The sequence below is a fragment of the Nocardioides sp. NPDC127514 genome, assembly GCF_040302125.1.
Lineage (GTDB): Bacteria > Actinomycetota > Actinomycetes > Propionibacteriales > Nocardioidaceae > Nocardioides.
Map to the genome: position 1 here is coordinate 74,294 of NZ_JBEORF010000001.1, position 24,159 is coordinate 98,452.

The following is a 24,159-nucleotide window of genomic DNA, read 5'->3' on the forward strand; positions in this document are numbered from 1 at the left end:
CTTCTAGACCAATCGATCAGCTCTGGTACGAACCGAAGTCGAAGTCGTCCAGCGCGACGGCCTGGCCGCCGGTGTTGCCGAACTCGTAGTCGTAGTTGTCGTAACCGGTGACGGAGTACGCCGCGGCACGAGCCTCATCGGTCGGCTCGACCTTGATGTTGCGGTAGCGCTCCAGGCCGGTGCCGGCCGGGATGAGCTTACCGATGATGACGTTCTCCTTCAGACCGCGCAGCGAGTCGGAGCGGCCGTTGATGGCAGCGTCGGTGAGGACGCGGGTGGTCTCCTGGAAGGAGGCCGCCGACAGCCAGGACTCGGTGGCCAGCGAGGCCTTGGTGATGCCCATCAGCTCCGGACGACCCGAGGCCGGCTTGCCGCCCTCGGAGACCACGCGCCGGTTCTCCGACTCGAAGTCGATGCGGTCGGCCAGGTCGGACGGCAGCAGGTTGGTGTCACCGGACTCGAGCACCGTGATCCGGCGCAGCATCTGCCGCACGATGATCTCGATGTGCTTGTCGTGGATGGACACACCCTGCGACCGGTAGACCTGCTGAACCTCGTCGACGAGGTGCTGCTGGGTCTTGCGGACACCGAGGATACGGAGGACCTCCTTGGGGTCCGGCGTACCGATGGTCAGCGGAGCGCCGACCTCGATGTGGTCGCCGTCGGCAACCCGCAGACGCGAGCGGCGCGACACCACGTACTCCTTGACCTCGGAGCCGTCGTCCGGGGTGACCAGGACCTTGCGGGCCTTGTCGGTCTCCTCGATCTCGACGCGTCCGGCGACCTCGGAGATCGGCGTGACACCCTTCGGCGTACGCGCCTCGAAGAGCTCGACGACACGCGGCAGACCCTGCGTGATGTCGTCGGCCGAGGCCACACCACCGGTGTGGAACGTACGCATGGTCAGCTGGGTGCCGGGCTCACCGATGGACTGGGCGGCGATGATGCCGACCGCCTCACCGATGTCGACGAGCTTGCCGGTGGCCAGCGAGCGGCCGTAGCACTTGGCACACGTACCCGTGCGGGCCTCACAGGTGAGGACCGAACGGACCTTGACCTCGGTGATGCCGGCGCGAACCAGCTCCTCGATCTTGACGTCGCCCAGGTCCTCGCCGGCGACAGCCAGAACCTCGCCGGTCGACGGGTGCTCGATGTCGACGGCAGCCGTGCGGGCGTACGCAGCGGTCTCGGCGTTGTCGTCCTTGACGACGACGCCGCCCTGGTCGACACCGATGACCTTGGGCAGACCGCGCTCGGTGCCGCAGTCGTCCTCACGGATGATGACGTCCTGCGAGACGTCCACCAGACGACGGGTCAGGTAACCCGAGTCGGCGGTACGCAGCGCGGTGTCGGCCAGACCCTTACGAGCACCGTGGGTGGAGATGAAGTACTCCAGGACGGAGAGACCCTCGCGGAAGTTCGACTTGATCGGCCGCGGGATGATCTCGCCCTTCGGGTTGGCCACCAGGCCTCGCATGGCGCCGACCTGGCGGATCTGGTTGAAGTTACCCGAAGCACCCGAGGTGACCTGCATGAAGATCGGGTTCTTGCGGTCGAACGCCGCCTCCATGGCAGCACCGACGACCTTGGCGGCCTCGGTCCAGATCTCGACGAGCTCCTGACGGCGCTCCTCGTCGGTGACCAGACCACGCTCGAACTGCTTCTGCACCTTGGCAGCCTGCGTCTCGAACGTCTCCAGGATCTCGGCCTTGTTCGGCGGCGTGGTGACGTCGTCGATGGAGACCGTGACACCCGAACGGGTGGCCCAGTGGAAGCCGTTGTCCTTGAGCGCGTCCAGCGACGCCGCGACCTCGACCTTGGTGTAACGCTCGGCCAGGTCGTTGATGATCGCGCCGAGCTGCTTCTTACCGACCTCGTAGTTCACGAAGGGGTAGTCGGACGGCAGGGTGTCGTTGAAGATCACCCGGCCCAGCGTGGTCTCGAGGACGATCGGGTCGCCCGCGGTCCAGCCCTCCGGCACGTCGTAGCCGATCGGCGGGACGATGTCGTCGAGGCGGATCTTGATCTTCGACTGCAGCGTGATCTCGAGGTGGTCGAAGGCCATGATGGCCTCGGCCGGGGACGAGAAGGCACGACCCTCGCCGACCTCACCCTCGCGGTCGGAGGTGATGAAGTACAGACCGATGATCATGTCCTGGGTCGGCATGGTGACCGGACGACCGTCGGACGGCTTGAGGATGTTGTTGGTCGAGAGCATCAGGATGCGAGCCTCGGCCTGGGCCTCCGCCGACAGCGGCAGGTGGACAGCCATCTGGTCACCGTCGAAGTCCGCGTTGAACGCGGTGCAGACGAGCGGGTGCAGCTGGATGGCCTTACCCTCGATCAGCTGCGGCTCGAAGGCCTGGATGCCGAGGCGGTGCAGGGTGGGCGCACGGTTCAGCAGAACCGGGTGCTCGGTGATGACCTCTTCGAGGACGTCCCACACGACCGGGCGAGCACGCTCGACCATCCGCTTGGCGGACTTGATGTTCTGAGCGTGGCTCAGGTCCACCAGGCGCTTCATCACGAACGGCTTGAACAGCTCCAGGGCCATCTGCTTCGGCAGACCGCACTGGTGCAGCTTGAGCTGCGGACCCGACACGATGACCGAACGACCGGAGTAGTCGACGCGCTTACCGAGCAGGTTCTGACGGAAGCGACCCTGCTTGCCCTTGAGCATGTCGGAGAGCGACTTCAGCGGACGGTTGCCCGGCCCGGTGACCGGGCGGCCACGACGACCGTTGTCGAACAGCGAGTCGACGGCCTCCTGCAGCATCCGCTTCTCGTTGTTCACGATGATCTCGGGGGCACCGAGGTCGAGAAGACGCTTGAGGCGGTTGTTGCGGTTGATCACACGACGGTAGAGGTCGTTGAGGTCGGAGGTCGCGAAGCGGCCACCGTCGAGCTGCACCATCGGGCGCAGGTCCGGCGGGATGACCGGGACGGCGTCGAGCACCATGCCGGTCGGCTGGTTGCCGGTCTTGCGGAAGGCGTCGACGACCTTGAGGCGCTTGAGCGCGCGGACCTTGCGCTGACCCTTGCCGGTGGCGATGGTCTCGCGCAGGTTCTCGACCTCGGCCTCGATGTCGAAGTTCTCGAGGCGCTTCTGGATCGCCGTGGCGCCCATGTGGCCCTCGAAGTACTTCCCGAACCAGGTCTTCATCTCGCGGTAGAGCAGCTCGTCGCCCATGAGGTCCTGGACCTTCAGGTTCTTGAAGGTGTCCCAGACCTCGTCGAGACGGTTGACCTCACGCTCGGTGCGGTCACGCAGCTGCTTCATCTCACGCTCGGCGCCGTCCTTGACCTTGCGCTTGGCGTCGGACTTGGCGCCCTCGGCCTCGAGCGCGGCCAGGTCGGTCTCGAGCTTCTTGGCGCGGTCGTTGATCGCCACGTCGAGCCGGCCGGTCAGCATCTTGCGCTGCTGGTCGACCTTGGCCTCGAGCGAGGACAGGTCGCGGTGACGCGCGTCCTCGTCGACCGAGGTGATCATGTACGCAGCGAAGTAGATGACCTTCTCCAGGTCCTTCGGAGCGAGGTCGAGCAGGTAGCCCAGCCGCGACGGAACGCCCTTGAAGTACCAGATGTGGGTCACCGGGGCGGCGAGCTCGATGTGGCCCATCCGCTCGCGGCGTACCTTGGAGCGGGTGACCTCGACGCCACAGCGCTCACAGATGATGCCCTTGAAGCGCACGCGCTTGTACTTGCCGCAGTAGCACTCCCAGTCCCGGGTGGGACCGAAGATCTTCTCGCAGAAGAGGCCGTCACGCTCGGGCTTGAGCGTGCGGTAGTTGATGGTCTCAGGCTTCTTGACCTCGCCGTGGCTCCACGCGCGGATCTCGTCCGCGGTGGCCAGGCCGATCTTGAGCTGATCGAAGAAGTTGACGTCGAGCACGGTGGCTTCCAGTTCCTTCGTTAGTTCTTGGAAAATTCAAAGGGGACTGAGGAAGGGGAGGTACGCCGGGGGCGCACCTCCCCGCTCGTCAGACTTCCTCTACGGAAGAGGGCTCGCGACGGGAGAGGTCGATGCCGAGCTCCTCGGCGGCACGGAAGACGTCTTCCTCCGCGTCACGAAGCTCGATCGCCGAACCGTCCTGGCTCAGCACCTCGACGTTCAGGCACAGCGACTGCATCTCCTTGACGAGAACCTTGAACGACTCCGGGATACCCGAGTCGGGGATGTTCTCGCCCTTGACGATCGCCTCGTACACCTTCACGCGGCCGGGCACGTCGTCCGACTTGATGGTCAGGAGCTCCTGCAGGGCGTAAGCGGCGCCGTACGCCTCCATCGCCCAGACCTCCATCTCGCCGAAGCGCTGGCCACCGAACTGGGCCTTACCGCCGAGCGGCTGCTGGGTGATCATCGAGTACGGACCGGTCGAACGCGCGTGGATCTTGTCGTCGACCAGGTGGTGCAGCTTCAGGATGTACATGTAGCCCACGGCCACCGGCTCCGGGAACGGCTCGCCGGAGCGACCGTCGAAGAGGCGGGCCTTGCCGTCGGTGCCGACCACACGCCGACCGTCCCGGTTGGGGAGGGTCGCGCTGAGCAGACCGGTGATCTCGTCCTCACGCGCACCGTCGAAGACCGGGGTGGCCACCTTGGTGCCCGGCTCGGCCTTGTCGGCGTGGATCTTGATGAGGCGCTGCTTCCAGGCGCTGTCCTCGGGGTCATCGGAGAGGTTGAGGTCCCAGCCCTGCTTGGCGAGCCAGCCGAGGTGGAGCTCCAGGACCTGTCCGATGTTCATACGACGCGGAACGCCGAGCGGGTTGAGCAGAACGTCGACCGGGGTGCCGTCCTCCATGAACGGCATGTCCTCGACCGGCAGGATCTTCGCGATGACGCCCTTGTTGCCGTGACGGCCGGCGAGCTTGTCACCCACGGAGATCTTGCGCTTCTGCGCCACGTAGACCCGAACCAGCTGGTTCACGCCCGGGGGCAGCTCGTCGCCCTCCTCACGGTCGAAGACGCGGACACCGATGACGGTGCCCTCCTCGCCGTGCGGAACCTTCATCGAGGTGTCGCGGACCTCGCGCGCCTTCTCACCGAAGATCGCGCGGAGCAGGCGCTCCTCCGGGGTCAGCTCGGTCTCGCCCTTCGGGGTGACCTTGCCGACCAGGATGTCACCGGTGGTGACCTCGGCGCCGATGCGGATGATGCCGCGCTCGTCGAGGTCGGCCAGCATCTCCTCGGAGACGTTCGGGATGTCCCGGGTGATCTCCTCCGGACCCAGCTTGGTGTCGCGGGCGTCGACCTCGTGCTCCTCGATGTGGATCGAGGTGAGGTAGTCCTGCTGCACCAGACGCTGGGAGAGGATGATCGCGTCCTCGTAGTTGTGGCCCTGCCACGACTGGAAGGCGACCAGGAGGTTGGCACCCAACGCCATCTCGGCACCCTGGGTCGCCGGACCGTCGGCAAGCGGGGAGCCGACCTCGACCCGGGCGCCCTCGTCGACCAGCGGCTGCTGGTTGACGCAGTTGCCCTGGTTGGAGCGCTCGAACTTCGCGAGCTTGTACGAGGTGTAGGTGCCGTCGTCGTTGAGGGTCTCGATCAGGTCGGAGGAGACCTCCTTGACCACACCGGCCTTCTTCGCGACGAGCACGTCACCGGCGTCGACAGCCGCGCGGTACTCGATGCCCGTGCCGACCAGCGGCGAGTCGCTGCGGACCAGCGGCACCGCCTGACGCTGCATGTTGGCGCCCATGAGCGCACGGTTGGCGTCGTCGTGCTCGAGGAACGGGATCAGCGCGGTCGCGACCGACACCATCTGGCGCGGCGAGACGTCGATGTAGTCGACCTCGTCGGCCAGGAGCTCGGAGACCTCACCGTCGCGCTGGCGGACCAGCACGCGCTCGGTCGCGAACTTCATGTTCTCGTCGACGGCCGCGTTGGCCTGCGCGATGACGTAGCGGTCCTCGTCGTCGGCGGTCAGGTAGTCGATCTTGTCGGTGACGACACCGTTCTCGACCTTGCGGTAGGGCGTCTCGACGAAGCCGAACGGGTTGATCCGGCCGAAGGAGGCCAGCGAACCGATCAGACCGATGTTGGGACCTTCAGGGGTCTCGATCGGACACATCCGGCCGTAGTGCGACGGGTGGACGTCTCGGACCTCCATGCCGGCGCGGTCACGGGAGAGACCACCCGGGCCGAGAGCCGACAGACGCCGCTTGTGCGTCAGGCCCGCGAGCGGGTTGTTCTGGTCCATGAACTGCGACAGCTGCGACGTGCCGAAGAACTCCTTCAGCGCAGCGACCACGGGACGGATGTTGATCAGGGACTGCGGCGTGATCGCCTCGACGTCCTGGGTCGTCATCCGCTCGCGCACCACGCGCTCCATACGAGCCAGGCCCGTACGCAGCTGGTTCTGGATCAGCTCGCCGACCGTCCGCATCCGGCGGTTGCCGAAGTGGTCGATGTCGTCGGCGGCGATGTCGATCGTGCCCTGCGGCATGTCGAGCTGCGTACGCCCGTCGTGGAGCGCCACGACGTACTTGATCGTCGCGACGATGTCGTCGACGGTCAGGGTCTGCTGGTCGAAGGCCTCGGTCAGACCGAGCTTCTTGTTGACCTTGTAGCGACCGACCTTGGCGGTGTCGTAGCGCTTCGGGTTGAAGTAGTAGTTGTTCAGCAGCGTCTGCGCGGCCTCACGCGTCGGGGGCTCGCCCGGGCGCAGCTTGCGGTAGATGTCGAGCAGCGCGTCGTCCTGAGCGGTGGTGCTGTCCTTCTCGAGGGTCAGCATCATCGACTCGTACTCGCCGAACTCCTCGCGGATCTGCTCGTTGGTCCAGCCGAGGGCCTTGAGCAGCACCGTGACGTTCTGCTTGCGCTTGCGGTCGAGACGGACGCCGACCAGGTCGCGCTTGTCGATCTCGAACTCGAGCCAGGCGCCGCGGCTGGGGATCAGCTTGGCGGTGTAGATGTCCTTGTCGGACGTCTTGTCGGCGGTGCGCTCGAAGTAGACGCCCGGGGACCGGACGAGCTGCGAGACGACAACACGCTCGGTGCCGTTGATGACGAAGGTGCCCTGCTCGGTCATGAGCGGGAAGTCGCCCATGAAGACCGTCTGGCCCTTGATCTCACCGGTGTCGTTGTTGGTGAACTCCGCCGAGACATAGAGAGGCGCGGAGTAGGTGAAGTCCTTCTCCTTGCACTCCTCGACGGTGTACTTGGGGTCGTAGAAGACAGGGCTCTCGAACGAGAGGGACATCGTCTCCGAGAAGTCCTCGATCGGGGAGATCTCCTCGAAGATCTCCTGTAGACCGGACTTGTGAGACACGTCCTCCCCCGCTGCTTCGCGGGCGGCGACCTGCTCCTGCCAGCGCTCGTTACCGATCAGCCAGTCGAAGCTGTCGGTCTGGAGGGCGAGGAGCTTGGGAAGCTCGAGAGGCTCTGAGATCTTAGCGAAAGAGATGCGGCGAGGGGTGGAGTCACCCGACGAGGTGCGCGCGGCCAAGAGGAATCCTTCGACAAGGTTCGCAGGTGGATTCGCGCTGCCGACCACCGAACAGCCACCGGGCAGGCTGAGGGGCATATGAAGGCATGCGCAAAGCGCCATAGTACGGCACAAAAGCGCACTTCACAACACCGGGCCCAATTAAAAGTCCGGCGTACCTTCATTCACACCTGCGGCGCTCGACCGTCGGCGTTGTCGGTGCAGTGCCATTGTCGAGCATCGCGGATGATCATGCGCCCCATCGGCACCCTGGGTCAAGCATCCGCGCCAATCGGTCCGACCCACGGAAAAGTTATTCCAATCACTTGACAGGTAGCGCAAAGGCCCTGGGGCCGGGCAACAGCGCGGCCTAGTCCTGGCTGGGCTGGGTCTCGACCTTGTCCACCAGCCACTCGTCGCCGACCTTGGCCATCGTGAGCATCGCGTACTCCTGGTAGCCGATCGGGGTGCTCCGCTGGGCGTTGGTGACCTGACGATCGACCAGCACGAGGATCTGCACGGTGTCCTCGGAGACCCGGATGACGCCGGCGTCGACCGGGGCGAGCGTCTTCACCACGGTCTTCGTCTCGGGGACGTTGTCGACGAGCACGGCGAAGAGCCGGTCGTAGTCCTCGCGGTAGTCCTTCGTCATCACGTCGTGAGCCTTGCTCTTCGACTCGTCCATCTTGCTGTAGTCGTAGGAGAGCAGCGGGACGACGGCCTTCTTGGCCGCCTCGAGCGCCTCGCCGCCCTGCTCCTCGACGAGGAGCTTGTGGTTGCGGGTGATCTGCTTGCCCACCGCACCCTCGACGGTGCTGGTCGTGACGTTGTTGTTGGCGACGGTGCTGACCTTCTCCTGCCCGAAGAAGACCACGCCGGCGGCGATGACCGAGGCCAGGGCGAGCGCGCCGGCGGCCAGCAGACCCCACGTCGGGAGCAGCGGCAGCGTACGTCCGGTGGCCGCGCTCTCCTCGGCGGCGGGCTCCTCGTCGGCAGGCTCGTCGTCCTCTGCGGCGGCCGCCACCTCGACGTCGGCGGCCTCCTCGTCAGCCTCGCGGTCCTCGTCCTCGACCGCAGCCTCCTCGAGAGCGGCCAGCTCCGCGTCGTACGCAGCCCGCTTCTTCTCGTCGAGCAGGACCGCGGCGGCGTCGTTGAGGGTGCGGAAGCGGCGGTCGGTGGGGTCCAGGTCGGCGATCGCGGACTTCCACGCCGCGCGGATGTCGTCGGTGGCGGCATCGGGCTCGACGTCGAGCAGGTCGTACCAGGTCGGACTAGTCATCGTGGAACTCATGGTGTCACCCCTTCGCTGCTTTCCGAAGTAGGAGCTTCCTCGGCGGGGTACCAGTCGTCGACCAGCCACTTCCCGTTCTGCTTCACCAGCTCCACCTCCGTCCGGGCGAGCTGACGCGCCGCCTCGACGCGCTCCTCGGAGCCCTCGGACTTCGGGTAGCTGATCGCGAGTTCGGCGACGACGAGCACGGTCGCGCTGTCCTCGTCGAGGCCGGCGACGCCCGTGCTGTGCACGCTCGTGGTGCGACCGACGCCCTGCTGGACGACGGTGGCCTCGGCGAAGGCGACGTTGCCCAGGAAGCTCTTCTCGAACTTCGGGGTCAGCAGCTCACCCACCCGCTCGCGATACTTCGGCATCGTCTTCTTGTCGCTGCCGACGTCATCGGGACCGTAGGTGTTGACCCGGCCGACGAACTTGTCGGCCGCCGCCATGACCTGCTCGCGCTGGCTCACCACCGACTCGTCGGCGCCGCGGGTCAGCTGCCAGCCGACGTAGCCGACGGCAGCCAGGATCACGGCGATCAGCAGGGCCAGGATGCCCCAGCGGAGCAGGGCGCCCCGGTTCGCGGTCGCCTGGTCGGTCTCTGCGCCGGTCTCCGTGTCGGGTCCGGGGTCGGTCGTGGTGCTCAAGACGGATCACTCTCTGTGGTCAGCGGCTCCAGGAGCCATTTCCAAGCATCAACACCGTACGCCGCGGGCGAGTCGGTCGATGCGGCAGCACTTCGGGCCCCGACCCCGGTCGGCTGCGTGGTGGTCAGGGTGCGGCTACTCGGTCTCCATCGGCTGCAGGTAGAGCCACTTCCAGGCGTCGTCGCCGTAGGAGGCGGGAGCCGCGGTCGACACCGTGGTCTCCTCGGCCTCGCCCCAGGTGAGCTCGCCGGTCTCCGGGTCGAAGCTGGCGATCGAGCCGGCCCCGCCCGCCGCGGCGCGCGGCAGCTGGCTGGACCCGCGAGCGTTGGACTTGGACGGGTCCTCGGTGCAGGACACCTCGGTGTTGAACGGACGGCTCTGCAGGTCCAGCGGGCTGCGCTTCTTGGTGCTCTCGTAGCCCTTCTTGCACGGCGTCTGGGTGGTGAGGGCCAACCCGAAATGGGCCTGCGCCAGGCCGGGGTGGCCGACGTCGACGACCGCGAAACTGCCCTCGACGACGACGGGGAAGATCGAGAGCAGGTGCCTGACGCCCGGCAGGTTCTTCCGGACGACCTTGCCGGTCACCAGCACCTCGTTGAGGAGCTCGCTGATCTCCACGTCGTTCTGCTCCAGGAACTGCCGCAGCTCGATCGAGCTGGCCGAGCCGCTCTCGATCAGCCTGATCAGGTCCTTGTTGGAGCCGGCCAGGGTGCCGGTGAACAGCTCCAGGTCGGTCGCGAACGACTTGATCGCCGAGCTGCTGTCCAGCTGGCCCTGGAGGACCGTGTTGCTGTCCCGGATCAGCTGGGTGGTGAGGGCGAAGTTCTGGTCGGCGGTCTCCACGAAGGCGGTGCCGGTGTCGATGATGGTCTGCAGGTCCTGACCGGTGCCGGCGAAACCCTTACCGAGCTCGTCGATGGTCGTGGTGAGCGCCTTCTGGTCGACCGAGTTCACCGTCGTGGTGACGTCCTCGAGGAGCTTCTCGGTCGGCAGCGGCGTGGTCGTCGCGGCACGGGCGATCTCGGAGCCGTCCTCGAGGTAGGGCCCACCCTTCGACTGCGGCTGCAGCTCGACGTACTGCTCACCGACGGCGGAGCGGTTGCCGACCACGGCGAGGCTGTCGGCCGGGATCTTGTCCTCCCACCCCTTGTCGATCTTCAGGGTCACGTCGACGCCGCTGCGGTTGAGCACCAGCTCGCCGACCTGGCCGATCTTGACACCTCGGTAGTCGACCTCGGCGTCCTCGTAAATGCCGCCGGACTGCTCGAAGTGGGCCATCACGACGTAGTGGTCCTTGACGAACAGGGACCCCAGGCGGGCGTAGCGCGCACCGACGAAGCTGACCCCGACGAGGGTGATCAGCAAGAAGACCATCAGCTGCATCTTCGTACGGCGGGTGATCATGAGACGCCCTCCTGATGAGTGTTGCTCGAGGTGCTCAGCGCGGGGATCATCAGCGAGGTCAGCCCCGGGTCGAGCTCCTTGCTCAGCTCGTCGTACGTCACCGCATGCGTCCCCGGCGTCGCGCCGGCACGGCAGAACAGGATCAGCACGCACCCGGAGCCGTCGTCGGTGGTGCTCCCGCCGTTGGAGGAGGGAGCGCCGAGCCCGAGCAGGCCGTCGAGGGTCTTACCGATCGAACCCAGCACGCCCGTCACGCATGCCTGGGGCGCCGAGGAGGACTGGCCGGTCAGCACCTCCTGGCAGGTGTCGATGGCGCTGGCCAGCCCGCCGTCCTTGCAGACGTTCGTCAGGTTGTTGAGCCAGTCGAGAGCCGTCTCCTCGTCGGGGAACGTCTTGAGGTGCCGGTTGATCTCCTCGAGACCCCAGCAGACGGTGTCGCCGACCCGAGGCGCGTTCTGGAGCAACGTGTCGAGGTTGAGGTCGACGGTGACGTCGAGGTTGACGAAGTCACCCATGTGCAGGTTGCGCGCGGCCTGCGGCGATCCACCGACCGCCGCGTCGACGAACGGATAGGTGAGGATCGTGTTCATCGCCCGGACGAAGTCGTCGCCGGAGTCGGCCAGGTTCGACAGGAGCGGCCTGAGATCCTTGATGATGCCGATGGTGTTGTCCTTGGACGCCCGGATGACGCGTACGCCGGTGTCTCCGAGCCGCTCCAGGGCCTTGAGCATCTTGACCAGGTCGGCGCGCTGCTTGTCGATGCTGGAGATCGCCGAGGGCAGCTCGTCGAGGGCGGCGTCGATGGAGCCCATCTGCGCGTTGGTGGCCTTCGCCAGCGCATCGAGTGCCTCGATGGCCGCGACGATCTTCTCCTTGTTGTTGTCGAGGTCGCGCGCCAGCTTCTCCACCTGGTGGAGTACGGAGCGGGCGGAGTCCTCACGGCCGGCGAGCGCCTTGTTGAGCTCGGTCGAGATCGTCTTCAGCTGGGCCACACCACCACCGTTGAGCAGCAGGCTCAGCGCGCTGAAGACCTCTTCGATCTCCGGGTTGCGGCCGGTCTGCGACAGCGGGATGGTCGAGCCGTCGGCGAGCTTGGTCGAATCGGGCTCGGCCGGCCGCTCCAGCGAGACGAACTTCTCGCCCAGCAGGGAGGTCTGCTGGATCGACGCCCGCGCGTTGCTCGGCAGGCTGACGTCCTTCTTCAGCAGCATCTCGACGGTCGCGACGCCGTCGTCGAGCCAGATCTTGTTGATCTTGCCGACGTCGATGTCCTCGAGCTTGACGGTCGACTGGGGCACCAGGTCGAGGGTGTCCTCGAACTGCGCGGTGACCGAGATCGCGTCGTCACCGGCGTCCACACCGCCCGGAAGCGGCAGGTCGTAGACGGAGAAGGTGCCGCAGCCGGTCAGCATCAGGGCGCCGGCGACCACACCGACGAACGCCTGGAGGGCGCGCTTCATCGTCGTCATCATTTCACCTCCACGAGGCCGCCGAGCGACATGTCATAGGGCACCCCGTAGGACGAACCCGTGCCGAGCCCGATCGCCGCGGAGCGGTTCAGCCCCGGCATCTGCCGGATCTGCGAGCAGATCTCGGCGCTGCTGCCGTCGGTCGCCTGGTCCACGAGGCTGCACAGGAACGAGGCCGGGTTCTCGATGATCTCGTCGAGGACCATCGTGATGTTGGCGTTGGTGTCGAGCGTGGCGGTCTCCGGGTTGTACGCCAAGCCCAGGTTGTTGAGCGCCAGCGGTGCGGTCCGGAGGCTCTCGTCGAGCGCCTTGCGCTGCCGCACCAGGACCTTGCCGATCCGGTTGAGGCTCTGGATGTCCTCGCGCAGGATCGCCTTGTTGTCCCGGACGAACTGGGTCACCTTGTTCAGCGCCACCGAGAGGTTCTTCATCGACGCCGCGAGCTCTTCGCGCTCACCCTCCAGCATCGAGGAGACCTCGGCGAGGGCCTGGGCGAAGTCGCGTACGGTCTTGTCGTTCTCGGCGAGCGTGCCGATGAAGCCCTCGAGCTGCTCGGCGGAGTCGAAGAACTGCTCGTCGCGGTTGTCGAGCACCTTGGTCAGCTTGCCGAGGTCGCCGACGGTCGAGTTGATCTTCTCGCCCTGGCCGCCGAGGTTCTTCGCGGTCTGCTGCAGCAGGTCGGTGAGAGCGCCGTTCTTGTTGGCTCCGTCGGGACCGATCGCGACCACGAGGTCGTCGACGCTGGAGTAGATCTGGTCGAGCTCGACCGGGACCGAGGTCTTGTCGGTGCTCAGCACCGCACCGTCGGCCAGCTTCTTGCCGCCGTCGTAGGCCGGCGTGACCTGGACGTAGCGGTCACCGACGATCGACGGCGAGATGATCACGGCCTTCGCGTCCGCGGGCAGGTCGACGTCGCTCTTGTATTCCAGGGTGACCTTGACGTCGGTGCCGTTCGGCTCGACCTTCGTCACCTTGCCGACGGCGACGCCGAGCACGCGCAGGTCGCTGCCCTCGTAGAGCGAGACCGTGCGCGGGAAGTGCGCCACGAGCGTCTTCTCACCGGTGTCGCGGACCAGCGCCCAGGCCCCGACCCCGAGGACGAGTGCACCGATGATGATCGGAACGATGATCTTGTTCATGGGGTCCCCCCAGTGAGAGCCGGGACGGGAGGCATGTTCTGGATGTAGGTGTCCCACCAGGGACCGTTGCCCAGGGTGTTGTTGAAGACCTTGTAGAACGGAGCCATCAGCCGCAGGGACTTCTCGAGGTTCTCCTCGTTCTTCGTGAAGACGTCGAGGATCACGTCGAGGCTCTCCAGCGCCGGCTTGAGGTCGGCGCGGCTGTCGTCGACCAGCTGGGAGAGCTCCTTCGAGAGCTGCTGGGTCGAGATCAGCAGGTTGTGGACCGCCTCGCGCCGCTCGACCAACGCAGCGAAGAGCTGGTTGGCGTCGTTCATCAGCGTGATCAGGTCCTCGTCGCGCTCGTCGAGCACCTTCGTCACCCGGTCGAGCTGGGTGAGCAGCGACTCGATGCGCTCGTCCTTGGCGGCCAGGTTGCGGGAGAGGTCGGAGACGCCGGTGAGAGCGGCCTGGAACTCCTCCGGGGTCGACCGGGTCAGGTCGGCGAGCGTGGTGAGCGCTGCGGCGAGCTGGTCCTTGTCGATGTTGGCGGAGGTGTCGGCCAGGCCCTCGAAGGCCTCGACCACGTCGTACGGAGACTCCGTGCGGTCCACCGGGATGGTGGCTCCCGCCTTCATCTGGCCCTCGCCGGCCGGCTGCAGCTCGAGGAACATGTCGCCGAGCAGCGTCTTCACGCGTACGCCCGCTCCGGAGTTCTCACCGAAGTTGACCTTCTCGCGGATCTTGAAGCCGACCTTGACCTGGTTGCCGTCCAGCTCGATGGAGTCGACCTTGCCGACCCGGACACCGGCCACCCGGACCTCGTCGCCGGTCTTGAGGCCACCAGCCTCGGAGAAGTTGGCGTAGTAGGTGGTGCCACCACCGATCAGCGGCAGGCTGTCGGCCTTGAACGCCATCACCATCAGCATGGCGAGGACGGCGATCGAGACGGCGCCGATCTTGACTGGGTTACGTTCGCGGAAGGGAATCATCCGAGGTTGCACCTCGCTTGACCGGGCTCGTAGAGCGGAATCTCGAGGTCCTTGCCCTCAGGGTCTCGGATCGTGCCCCGCAGACCGCACAGGTAGAAGTTGAACCAACCGCCGTAGCTGGCCGTCGCGCCGATCTTGTCCAGCTTGATCGGCTGGAGCTCGAGGGCGTCGTCGAGCTGGCGCTTGTCCTTGGCGACCTCGTCGGAGAACCTCCGGGCCTGCCGCAGGTCCTCCAGCAGCGGGTCCTTCGCCTCGTGCACCAGGTCAGCGGTCTCCACGGAGAGCGCCGAGATCTGGTCCAGGGAGCCGAGGATCGCCTCGCGGTCGTTGTTGAGACCGCCGACGAAGTCGCGGAAGGTCACGATCAGGCTGGAGAGCTCCTTCTCGCGATCGCCGACGTGCTCGAGCACCTCGGTGAGGTTGTCGATCAGGGCGTTGATGACCTGGTCCTTCTCGGCCAGCGTCGAGGTCAGCGAGGCCGTGTGGGAGAGCAGGCTCTCCAGCGTGCCGCCCTCGCCCTGGAAGACCTGGACGATCTCGTAGGACAGGGTGTTGACGTCGTTGGGCGACAGCGCCTGGAAGAGCGGCTTGAAGCCGTTGAAGAGCACCGTGAGGTCGAGCGCCGGGTGGGTCTGCCCGACCGGGATGGTCTGGCCCTCCTGCATCGCGGAGGCGTCGCCCACCAGCTGGTTGGTCAGCGCGAGATAGCGCTGGCCGATCAGGTTGCGGTACTTGATCGTCGCCTCGGTCGTGGTCGCGATCTGCTGCGCGCTGTCGACCGTGAAGGTGACCACCGCGCTGCGGGCATCGTCGGAGATCTCGATGTCCTTGACCGAGCCGACCTTGACCCCGGAGATGCGTACGTCGTCGCCCTTGTTCACACCGGTGACGTCGGTGAAGACGGCCTTGTACTCATCGCTCTGCCCGAAGGTGACGTTGCCGATGGTGATCGCGAGCAGGCCGGTGGCGAGCGTCGTGACGATCACGAAGATCACCAGCTTCCAGAAGTCCTGGAAGGTCTTGGCGTCGAAGAGCTTCACTGCACTCATTCGTACGTCACCTCAGCTCCACGTGCGGCCGGGCCGAGCAGCAGCCCGCCGAGGTCCGGGACCTCACTGGCGGTCATGCCCATCCCGGGGGCGAACAGCTCGTTGATGACATCGGTCTCGGCCGACGTACCGACGTAGGACAGGGCCGAGTAGCCGGTCGTCCCGGTGGCGGAGCGCATGACACCCTTTCCGGTGGGCTCGTCGACGCCGTCGTCCTTGTTCGGGAACGGCGCGAACGGCTTCTTCTGGCTCCAGGACGCGTTCGGCATCTCACCGCAGTAGGGCCCGCTGTCCTCGCCGTAGCGCGGCTTGTCCTTGGTCGAGTAGGGACGCGACTGGTGCGGCAGCGTCTCCAGCGTGATGTGAACGGTGTTGTTGCGGAACACTTCGGTGAACTCGTCGGTCAGGATGTCCATGCCACCGATGAGGCACGGGAACATCGGGGCGTATCGGGCCAGCGTCTGGGTGACCGGCCGGCCGACCTCGCCGACCTGGATCAGCGTGTCGCCGTTGTCGTCGAGGAACCGGTCGGCGGTGTTGGAGAACGCGGTGACGTCGGTCAGCATCTTCTTGAGCTCCACCTCGCGGTCCTCGAGCGTGGTCGCGGTGACGATGGTGTTGCGCAGGATCTGACCGATCTCCGGGAGCACGGCCTGGTAGGTGCCGGAGACCTCGGTGGCGAGCTCGAGGTCCTCGATCAGCGCGGGGATCTCGGGGTTGAGCCGCTTCAGGTAGGAGTCGAGGGTGTCGAGCGACTCACCGAGCTTGTCGCCGCGACCCTCGAGCGCGGTGGCGAGCGCGTTGAGCGTGTTGTTGAGGTCGGCCGGCTGGATCGTCCGCAGCAGCGGGTAGAGGTCGCGCAGCACGGCCTGGACCTCGGTGGCCATCTTGGTCTTCTCGATGACGGCACCGGCCTTGATCGGCTCGGTGAAGTCGGTGTCGGGCGGGACGAGCGAGACGTACTTCTGGCCGAAGAGGGTCTTCGGGAGGATCGCTCCGGTCACGTCCGGGTGGACCTTGCTGATCTCGTCGGGGAACAGACCCAGGGTCAGCTCGGCACCCTCGTCGGTCGGCTTCATCTCGAGGACCTCACCGACGATCAGGCCACGGACCTTCACGTCGGCGCGCTCGGGGAGCTGCAGACCGATGCGGTCGGCCTTGAGCGTGATCTCCTCGAAGTTGCCGAACTTGTTGGTGAACTGCGCCCAGGTCAGGACGAGCGCTGCGAGGAGCAGGGCGAGGAAGACGACCCCGAGGATCTTGCCCTTCTGCCGGCCCCAGGCGAGCGCCACGGCGCTTCTCTTGTGCGGCGCGGGGAGGTCGTGATGGACCTCGTCGCGAGCGAGTGTCTGAGTCATCCCGCCAACCTCACTGTCGTCGTGCTGCCCCAGATCGCCATCGAGAGCATCAGGTCGAGCACGGAGACGGCGACGATGCTCGTACGCACCGCCTTACCGACCGCGACACCGACCCCCGCGGGGCCGCCGGAGGCGTTGTAGCCGTGGTAGCAGTGGATCAGGATCACCACGACGGCGAAGATCAGCACCTTGCCGAAGGACCACAGCACGTCGACGGGCGGCAGGAACGTGTTGAAGTAGTGGTCGTAGGTGCCCGCGCTCTGGCCGTAGAAGAGGATCACCGTGAACCGGGTGGCGACGTAGGAGGAGAGCAGGCCGACCACGTAGAGCGGCACGATCGCGATCAGGCCGCCGATCATCCGCGTGGTCACCAGGAACGGCAGCGACGGGATCGCCATGACCTCGAGGGCGTCCACCTCTTCGGAGATGCGCATCGCGCCCAGCTGGGCGGTGAAGCCGCAGCCGACCGTCGCCGCGAGCGCGATGCCGGCGACCAGCGGCGCGATCTCGCGGGTGTTGAAGTAGGCCGACACGAAGCCGGAGAACGCCGAGGTGCCGAGCTGGTCGAGTGCGGTGTAGCCCGAGAGGCCGACCTGGGCACCGGTGAAGAAGGTCATCGCCAGGATCACGCCGACGGTGCCGCCGATGACGGCCAGCGCCCCCGACCCGAGGGTGACCTCGGCGAGGATCCGGAGGATCTCCTTCTTGTAGCGCCTCAGTGTGCGCGGGAACCACGAGATCGCGCGCAGGTAGAAGCCGAGCTCGTCACCGAGGTGGTCGAGGCTCTTGGCGGGCTTCTCGTAGATCGCTTTGAGGTTTGCCATCCGTCTCGCCTCCTATCCGGACTTGCTCGGGATGATCTGCAGGAAGATCGCAGACATCACGAAGTTCACGATGAACAGCAACAGGAACGTGATGACGACCGACTGGTTGACGGCGTCACCGACGCCCTTGGGGCCGCCGCCGGCGTTCATGCCCATGTACGAAGCCACGATTGCCGCGATCAGACCGAACACGAGAGCCTTCGCCAGGCCCTGCCACAGGTCGGCCATCTGCGCGAGCGCGGTGAAGCTGGCCAGGTAGGCACCCGGGGTGCCGCCCTGGATGATGACGTTGAAGACGTACCCGCCCATGACGCCGACGATCGAGACCAGGCCGTTGAGGAAGACCGCGATCATCATGCAGGCGAGGACACGCGGGACCACCAGCCGCTGGATCGGGTCGATGCCCAGGACCATCATGGCGTCGAGCTCTTCACGGATCTTCCGAGCACCGAGGTCGGCGGCGATCGCCGACCCACCGGCACCCGCGACCAGCAGTGCGGTCGCGATCGGGGCAGCCTGCTGGACGACCGCGAGCACCGCGGCCGACCCGACGAAGGACTGCGCACCGAACTGGGCCACGAGGCCACCGACCTGCAGCGCGATGACCGCGCCGAAGGGGATCGCGACCAGCGCGGTCGGGACGATCGTCACCGACGCGATGAACCACGCCTGCTGGATGAACTCTCGGAACTGGAAGGGGCGCCGGAAAACGGCTCGGCCCACGTCCAGACCGAATGCGAAGAGCGAGCCAGCGGTCCCGATCGGTTTCAGGACCCTGGCGGCGGTCAGAGATGACATCAGTGAGGAGCCTCTGTGGGGTCTGCTGCTTTCACGCCGCCGGGGGCCATGGCCGCGTCTGCCTGGAACGATCCCGGCGGCGGGGTGACACCGTTCTCTCGGCACCAGGCGCCCGGCGGGCGCTGGTACTTGCGCGGAATGCCGTTGGACGGCTCGAGCTGCATCGGGATCGGCGGCAGCGGCGGCAGGCCCATGTCCTTCTCCGCGGCCAGCTCGTCGGCGTCCTTCTCCTCCGACATACCGATCGGGCCGATCGTCTGGGCGTTGAGGAACTGGCGAACCACCGGCTCCTCAGAGCTCAGCAGCATCTCGCGGGGCCCGTACATCGCCAGGTGCTTGTGGTAGAGCAGGCCGATGTTGTCCGGCACCGTACGCGTCGAGTTGATGTCGTGGGTCACGATCAGGAAGGTCGCGTCGATCTGCGCGTTCAGGTCGATGAAGAGCTGGTTGATGAACGCCGTACGCACCGGGTCCAGACCGGAGTCGGGCTCGTCGATCAGCAGGATCTCGGGGTCGAGGACCAGCGCACGCGCCAGACCGGCACGCTTGCGCATACCACCGGAGATCTCGCCGGGAAGCTTGTTCTCCGCACCGATGAGACCGACCAGGTCCATCTTCTCCATGACGATGTTGCGGATCTCGGACTCGCTCTTCTTCGTGTGCTCACGAAGCGGGAACGCGACGTTGTCGAAGAGGTCCATGGAACCGAACATGGCGCCGTCCTGGAACAGCACGCCGAACAGCTTGCGAACCTCGTAGAGGTCCCGCTCCGAGCAGCTGGCGATGTCGACACCCTCGATGACCACAGAGCCCTGGTCGGGCTTGATCAGACCGATCAGGGTCTTCAGGAGCACCGACTTGCCCGTACCGGACGGACCCAGCATCACGCTGATCTCGCCCGCGGGCAGGGTCAACGAGACATCTTTCCAGATGAGCTGCTTACCAAAGCTCTTGGTCAGCCCTTCGATCTTTACGTCTACACCCATCCGGGCCGGCTCCCTTCCTGTTCGCGTGGGGGTCTCCCTCAAGCCCCCACGCCCGACTAACGGCGGAGTGTGACGGGGGTTACGCACTTCCTGCGACACGCGTCACACTTTTGTAAACCATAGTGGCCTGCGAACGATGACGGTGATCACCACCCGAGACGAACTCCCCCAGCCAACACGTCGACGGTCGGATTGCGACCTTTCACGCCCGGTGTGTGTTCAAGATAACGAAACAAACCGCGGGAGGCTACTCAGGAGTAGCAACCCGCGGTTTGAACGATCGCAGCGCTGCGCTGCAATCTGACCGATCTGTTGCGGAACTGTTTCCGCGATGTAGAAAGCCCGGGTCCGGCGGAATCCGCCGAACCCGGGCTCAAGGGCCGAAGCCCTCAGATCACTTGACGGTGACCGTGGCGCCGGCGGCCTCGAGGGCCTCCTTCGCCTTGTCAGCGGTCTCCTTGTTGGCGGCCTCGAGGACAGCCTTGGGGGCACCCTCGACGAGCTCCTTGGCCTCCTTCAGACCGAGGGAGGTCAGAGCGCGCACCTCCTTGATGACGTTGATCTTCTTGTCACCAGCGGCCTCGAGGATGACGTCGAACTCGTCCTTGGCCTCCTCAGCGGCGGCGGCCGGGGCGCCCGGGGCGCCGGCAGCGGCAACGGCGACCGGAGCGGCAGCGGTGACACCGAAGGTGTCCTCGAAGGCCTTGACGAACTCGGAGAGCTCGATGAGGGTGAGCTCCTTGAAAGCGTCGAGCAGCTCGTCGGTGGAGAGCTTCGCCATGATGGCATTTCCTTTCGTGGTGGCCCTGTGCGTTTTTCTGTGAGTACGCAGCGGGGCCGGGTTACAGGTGGTGGTTAGTTACGACCGGGGCCATCAGGCCTCGGCCGGAGCCTCCTCGGCGGCAGCCGGCTCAGCGGCACCACCTGCGAGGATCGAGGGGTCCTCCGCGGCCTTGGCCTCGAGAGCGGCAGCGAGCTGCGCGGTCTTCGAGGGCAGAGCGTTGAAGGCGTACAGAGCCTGCGACAGCGACGCGGTGAACGCGCCCGCAAGCTTGGCGAGCAGGACCTCGCGCGACTCGAGGTCGGCAAGCTTGCCAACCTCAGCAGCGTCGATGGCCTTGCCGTCGAGGTACCCGCCCTTGATGACAAGGTTGGGGTTGGCCTTGGCAAAGTCACGCAGACCCTTGGCCGCCTCGACGACGTCACCCTTGATGAAGGCGATCGCGGTCGGGCCGGTCAGCAGGTCATCGAAGCCTTCGATGCCGCTCTGAGAGGCAGCGATCTTGGCCAGCGTGTTCTTGACCACGGCGTAGTTTGCGTGCTCACCGAGCGAGCGACGAAGAGTCTTCAGCTCGCCCACGGTGAGACCGCGGTACTCGGTCAGCACGGCACCGGTCGAGGCGCTGAACTCGTCAGCGATCTCGGCAACGGCAGCCTGCTTGTCAGCCCGCGCCATGGGTCTCCTTCTTCCGGGAATCGATTCCGTCGGTGAGGGCCCTGCATGACAAACGCCCCGAGCGCAGGCTCAGGGCGTGACGTACGTTCTCGTCTTGCTCTTCACCTACGCTGGCCGTCCGCATCCTGCGGAACCTTCGATCGAGTGCATGCGCACCTGACAACCGGCGGTCTCTGGTTTCAGACAACAATTATGCGTACGCCGCGGGGTGCCGCCAAATCGGCGCTGCCCAGTACGTTTGCGGCATGGAGAGCCACACCTTCGGAAGGATCGGTCGCTCGGCGTCGGTCATCGGTCTCGGCACCTGGCAGCTCGGCGCCGACTGGGGCGAGGTCAGCGAGTCGGATGCGCTGGCGGTGCTCGACGCCGCGGTGGGTGACGGGGTGACCTTCCTCGACACCGCCGACGTCTACGGGGACGGCCGGAGCGAGCAGGTGATCGGGCGGTTCCTGCGGTCGCACGACGGGATCTTCGTGGCCACGAAGATGGGGCGTCGGGTGGACCAGGTGCCCGCCAACTACACGCTCACCGCCTTCCGCGAGTGGCTGGACCGCTCGCGCACCAACCTCGGGGTCGACACGATCGACCTGGTGCAGCTGCACTGCCCGCCGACGGAGACGATCGAGTCCTCGGCCACCTATGACGCGCTGGACACCCTGGTCTCGGAAGGGGTGATCGCTGCGTACGGCGTCAGCGTGGAGACCTGCGACCAGGCGCTGGCCGCGATCGCGAGGCCCCACGTGGCCTCCGTCCAGATCATCCTGAACGCGTTCCGGCTCAAGCCGCTGGACCGCGTGCTCCCGGCGGCCGCGGAGGCGGGTGTCGGGATCATCGCGCGGGTGCCGCTGGCCTCCGGGCTGCTGTCCGGTCGCTACTCGGAGTCGACGACGTTCGCCGCCGACGACCACCGCACCTACAACCGCCACGGCGAGGCCTTCGACGTCGGCGAGACCTTCTCCGGTGTCGACTACGCCACCGGCGTCAAGGCCGCCCAGGAGTTCGCCGCCCTGGTCACCTCGCACGGCCCCGAGGGCGCGACGCCCGCGCAGGTCGCCCTCGCCTGGGTCGCCCAGCAGCCCGGCGTCACCACCGTCATCCCCGGCGCCCGCAAAACGTCCCAGGCCCACGCCAACTCCGCCGCCGGCTCGCTGCCTGCGCTCTCCGACGAGCTGCTCTCCGGCGTACGCCAGATCTACGACACCCACTTCCGCGAGGCCATCCACTCCCGCTGGTGACCTCCCCCGCCGAGGCGTCACTCGCGTCGGCCGAGGCGTCACGCGCGTGGGCCGAGTGAGCACCGCGCTGCCGTCTCGGCCGACCTGAGTGACGCTTCGACCGACGGGGGTGACGTCTCGCTCGGCGTACAAATAGTGAGCCTTGGTAACGAATCGGGCAGAGTAAAGGGGTGACGACCCAGACGACGACGGAGTTCCGGTTCCGAGACATCGCACTGGTGGCGTACGCGCCATCGATCGTCAGCTCCATGGGACATGGTGCGGTGATGCCGGTGCTGGCGCTGCGGGCCTCCGACCTGGGGGCGGACGCGTCGACGGCCGCGTTCGTGGTCGCGCTGCTCGGGATCGGGTCGCTGGCCACCTCGTTGCCCGCCGGGTCGCTGGTGGCGCGGATCGGCGAGCGGCGGACGCTGATGGGCGCCGGTGCCCTCGACGCGGTCGCGATGACCGTGGCGTTCCTCAGCAGCTCGGTCGCCGTGCTCGCCATCGCCGTGTTCGTGAGCGGGATGAGCTGGACGGCGTTCCTGATCGCGCGGCAGGGCTTCCTCATCGACGCCACCCCGCTCTCCCACCGGGCGCGGGCGATGTCGCTGCTGGGCGGGTCGTTCCGGCTCGGGGTCTTCGTCGGACCGCTGCTCGGCGCCGGGCTCATCCACGCCTTCGGGCTCCCCGTGGTCTTCCTGTTCGCGGCCGCGATGTCGCTGTGCTCGGCGGTGATCGGTGGCTGGATGCCCGAGCTCGGTCGAACCCGCTCGCGCGAGCAGGGGCATCTGAGCGTACGCAGCGTGCTGTGGACCCACCGCCGGACCTTCGCCACGCTCGGGGTGGCGGTGGTGATCATCGGGATCTCGCGGTCCGTACGCACCGGCCTGCTCCCGCTCTGGGCCGACCACATCCACCTCGAGGCCTCGGTGGTCTCGCTGCTCTTCGCCGGGGCGGCCCTGGTCGACATCGCCCTCACCCTCCCCGGCGGGTGGCTGCTCGACCACCGCGGGCGTCAGGTCGTGGCGATCCCGGTGGTGCTCGCGGTCGGCCTCGGCTGCCTGCTGCTCCCCCTCACCCACGACGCACTCAGCCTGGGCGCGGTCATGGCGCTGATCGCCGTCGGCAACGGCCTCGGCTCGGGGATCGTGATGACGCTCGGCGCCGATGCCGCACCGGCCGACGGACGCGCCCAGTTCCTCGGCGGCTGGCGGCTGTGCGGCGACCTCGGCGGCACCGGTGGGCCGCTCCTGGTCTCCGGGCTGGCCGCGGTCTTCTCGATCGCCGCCGCTCCGGTCGCGCTCGGGCTGTTCTCGCTCGCCGGGGCGGTCTGGGTCGGCTACTGGACCGGTCATGCCGACCGCACCCGGTTAGGGACCCGGTTAGAGGCCCGGCCGGAGGCGCGGCTACGGGACGAGCGCGCGGGATAGTGCTTCGGCCAGGGCGGCCTCGTCACCGGTGACGGTCAGCTCGGCGGCCCGGGGCGACGTACGACCCCAGAGCAGCAGAGCCAGGTCACGAGCGGATCCGGTGACGGACACCTTCTGCACCGCGTTCGGCGCCCCGATCGCCCAGGTCTGGTCGATGTCGGTCGCGGTCAGCTCGATGCGGGTGACGACCTTTCGGGTGCGCTTCAGGGCGATCTGACGCGGGTACATCACGGTCAGCACCTCGTCGACCGTGTCCGCCCAGAGCTCCGGCGTCGCCTCGGGTGCGTCGAGCCCGAGCGCTGACCGGATGTCCCAGAGGTGGACCAGGGTCTCGTGCACCTGACGCCGGAACCAGAACGAGACCGGCCCACGGCCGTCCTCGGTCAGCCCGTTGAGGATCCGGCCGGTCGCCTCCGGCCCCAGCGCCGCGAGCGTCTCGCGCAGTTCGGCCGCCTGAGCTTCGTAGTGAGCCACCAGGTCCAACGGGACCGGCAGCGGCTCCTCGTCCTCGTCACGCGCCATCGCCGCCGCCCAGTGGTGCACCCCTGACAGGTGATCGGCCAGGTCGCCGACCGACCAGTCGCCGCAGGACGGAACCGGTACGTCCGGGTCGGCCTGCTTGAGCGCGGCGGCGAACTCGGCCTGCAGCTCAGCGAGAGTCACGAAGTAGTCATCAGGCGTAGGCACGACGCAGACCCTATCGACCGC

General features: G+C 66.8%; 18 protein-coding genes. 2 read left to right on the plus strand and 16 right to left on the minus strand.

Going from position 1 to position 24,159, the window contains the following annotated elements; translation table 11 throughout:
- Positions 1 to 16: 16 nt before the first annotated feature.
- The 15 genes from ABTX24_RS00360 to rplJ all read right to left on the minus strand — a co-directional run bounded on the left by ABTX24_RS00360 (position 17) and on the right by rplJ (position 20,804).
- Complete coding sequence (locus ABTX24_RS00360; RefSeq protein WP_160025576.1) at positions 17 to 3,892, minus strand: DNA-directed RNA polymerase subunit beta'; 3,876 nt, start codon at positions 3,890 to 3,892, stop codon at positions 17 to 19.
- An 88-nt stretch (positions 3,893 to 3,980) separates the two neighbouring features.
- The gene (gene rpoB, locus ABTX24_RS00365) at positions 3,981 to 7,451 is read right to left on the minus strand and encodes a DNA-directed RNA polymerase subunit beta (RefSeq protein ID WP_350836617.1); all 3,471 of its coding nucleotides are present in this window, start codon (positions 7,449 to 7,451) and stop codon (positions 3,981 to 3,983) included.
- 349 nt (positions 7,452 to 7,800) lie between these two features.
- Positions 7,801 to 8,721, minus strand: a complete 921-nt coding sequence (locus tag ABTX24_RS00370; protein ID WP_350836619.1) for a J domain-containing protein — start codon at positions 8,719 to 8,721, stop codon at positions 7,801 to 7,803.
- Positions 8,718 to 9,350 carry a hypothetical protein gene (locus ABTX24_RS00375; RefSeq protein ID WP_350836621.1) on the minus strand — a complete coding sequence of 211 codons (633 nt, stop codon included), beginning with the start codon at positions 9,348 to 9,350 and terminating at the stop codon, positions 8,718 to 8,720. The genes ABTX24_RS00370 and ABTX24_RS00375 overlap by 4 nt, the downstream gene beginning before the upstream one ends.
- 135 nt (positions 9,351 to 9,485) lie before the next feature.
- Positions 9,486 to 10,754 carry an MCE family protein gene (locus ABTX24_RS00380; protein ID WP_350836623.1) on the minus strand — a complete coding sequence of 423 codons (1,269 nt, stop codon included), beginning with the start codon at positions 10,752 to 10,754 and terminating at the stop codon, positions 9,486 to 9,488.
- The gene (locus ABTX24_RS00385) at positions 10,751 to 12,223 is read right to left on the minus strand and encodes an MCE family protein (protein WP_160025581.1); all 1,473 of its coding nucleotides are present in this window, start codon (positions 12,221 to 12,223) and stop codon (positions 10,751 to 10,753) included. Before ABTX24_RS00385 ends, ABTX24_RS00380 begins: the two co-directional genes overlap by 4 nt.
- Positions 12,223 to 13,362, minus strand: a complete 1,140-nt coding sequence (locus tag ABTX24_RS00390; protein WP_350836625.1) for an MCE family protein — start codon at positions 13,360 to 13,362, stop codon at positions 12,223 to 12,225. The genes ABTX24_RS00385 and ABTX24_RS00390 overlap by 1 nt, the downstream gene beginning before the upstream one ends.
- Positions 13,359 to 14,333 carry an MCE family protein gene (locus tag ABTX24_RS00395; RefSeq protein ID WP_350713362.1) on the minus strand — a complete coding sequence of 325 codons (975 nt, stop codon included), beginning with the start codon at positions 14,331 to 14,333 and terminating at the stop codon, positions 13,359 to 13,361. Before ABTX24_RS00395 ends, ABTX24_RS00390 begins: the two co-directional genes overlap by 4 nt.
- Entirely contained in the window at positions 14,330 to 15,382 is a 1,053-nt protein-coding gene (locus ABTX24_RS00400) for an MCE family protein (RefSeq protein WP_160025584.1), read from the minus strand. Before ABTX24_RS00400 ends, ABTX24_RS00395 begins: the two co-directional genes overlap by 4 nt.
- Positions 15,379 to 16,740: an MCE family protein gene (locus ABTX24_RS00405; protein WP_350836627.1), complete on the minus strand. Its 1,362-nt coding sequence runs from the start codon at positions 16,738 to 16,740 to the stop codon at positions 15,379 to 15,381. The genes ABTX24_RS00400 and ABTX24_RS00405 overlap by 4 nt, the downstream gene beginning before the upstream one ends.
- Positions 16,737 to 17,564 (minus strand): MlaE family ABC transporter permease, encoded by an 828-nt coding sequence (locus ABTX24_RS00410; RefSeq protein WP_160025585.1) that lies wholly within the window; start codon positions 17,562 to 17,564, stop codon positions 16,737 to 16,739. Before ABTX24_RS00410 ends, ABTX24_RS00405 begins: the two co-directional genes overlap by 4 nt.
- Before the next feature lie 12 nt (positions 17,565 to 17,576).
- Positions 17,577 to 18,362 (minus strand): MlaE family ABC transporter permease, encoded by a 786-nt coding sequence (locus tag ABTX24_RS00415; RefSeq protein ID WP_160025586.1) that lies wholly within the window; start codon positions 18,360 to 18,362, stop codon positions 17,577 to 17,579.
- Positions 18,362 to 19,348, minus strand: coding sequence for an ABC transporter ATP-binding protein (locus ABTX24_RS00420; RefSeq protein WP_160025587.1), 987 nt, complete (start codon positions 19,346 to 19,348; stop codon positions 18,362 to 18,364). The genes ABTX24_RS00415 and ABTX24_RS00420 overlap by 1 nt, the downstream gene beginning before the upstream one ends.
- A 394-nt stretch (positions 19,349 to 19,742) precedes the next feature.
- Positions 19,743 to 20,129, minus strand: coding sequence for a 50S ribosomal protein L7/L12 (gene rplL, locus ABTX24_RS00425; RefSeq protein WP_141802532.1), 387 nt, complete (start codon positions 20,127 to 20,129; stop codon positions 19,743 to 19,745).
- 93 nt (positions 20,130 to 20,222) lie between these two features.
- The gene (rplJ, locus tag ABTX24_RS00430; RefSeq protein ID WP_141802531.1) at positions 20,223 to 20,804 is read right to left on the minus strand and encodes a 50S ribosomal protein L10; all 582 of its coding nucleotides are present in this window, start codon (positions 20,802 to 20,804) and stop codon (positions 20,223 to 20,225) included.
- 245 nt (positions 20,805 to 21,049) lie between these two features.
- Here rplJ and ABTX24_RS00435 point away from each other — a divergent pair, with 245 nt between their 5' ends.
- Positions 21,050 to 22,039 carry an aldo/keto reductase gene (locus ABTX24_RS00435; protein WP_350836630.1) on the plus strand — a complete coding sequence of 330 codons (990 nt, stop codon included), beginning with the start codon at positions 21,050 to 21,052 and terminating at the stop codon, positions 22,037 to 22,039.
- 170 nt (positions 22,040 to 22,209) lie between these two features.
- The gene (locus ABTX24_RS00440) at positions 22,210 to 23,451 is read left to right on the plus strand and encodes an MFS transporter (RefSeq protein ID WP_350836632.1); all 1,242 of its coding nucleotides are present in this window, start codon (positions 22,210 to 22,212) and stop codon (positions 23,449 to 23,451) included.
- On the opposite strand, the gene ABTX24_RS00445 is transcribed toward ABTX24_RS00440, so the two are convergent.
- Positions 23,428 to 24,138, minus strand: coding sequence for a maleylpyruvate isomerase family mycothiol-dependent enzyme (locus ABTX24_RS00445; RefSeq protein WP_350836634.1), 711 nt, complete (start codon positions 24,136 to 24,138; stop codon positions 23,428 to 23,430). The two genes, ABTX24_RS00440 and ABTX24_RS00445, sit on opposite strands and share 24 nt — an antisense overlap.
- Positions 24,139 to 24,159: the final 21 nt, after the last annotated feature.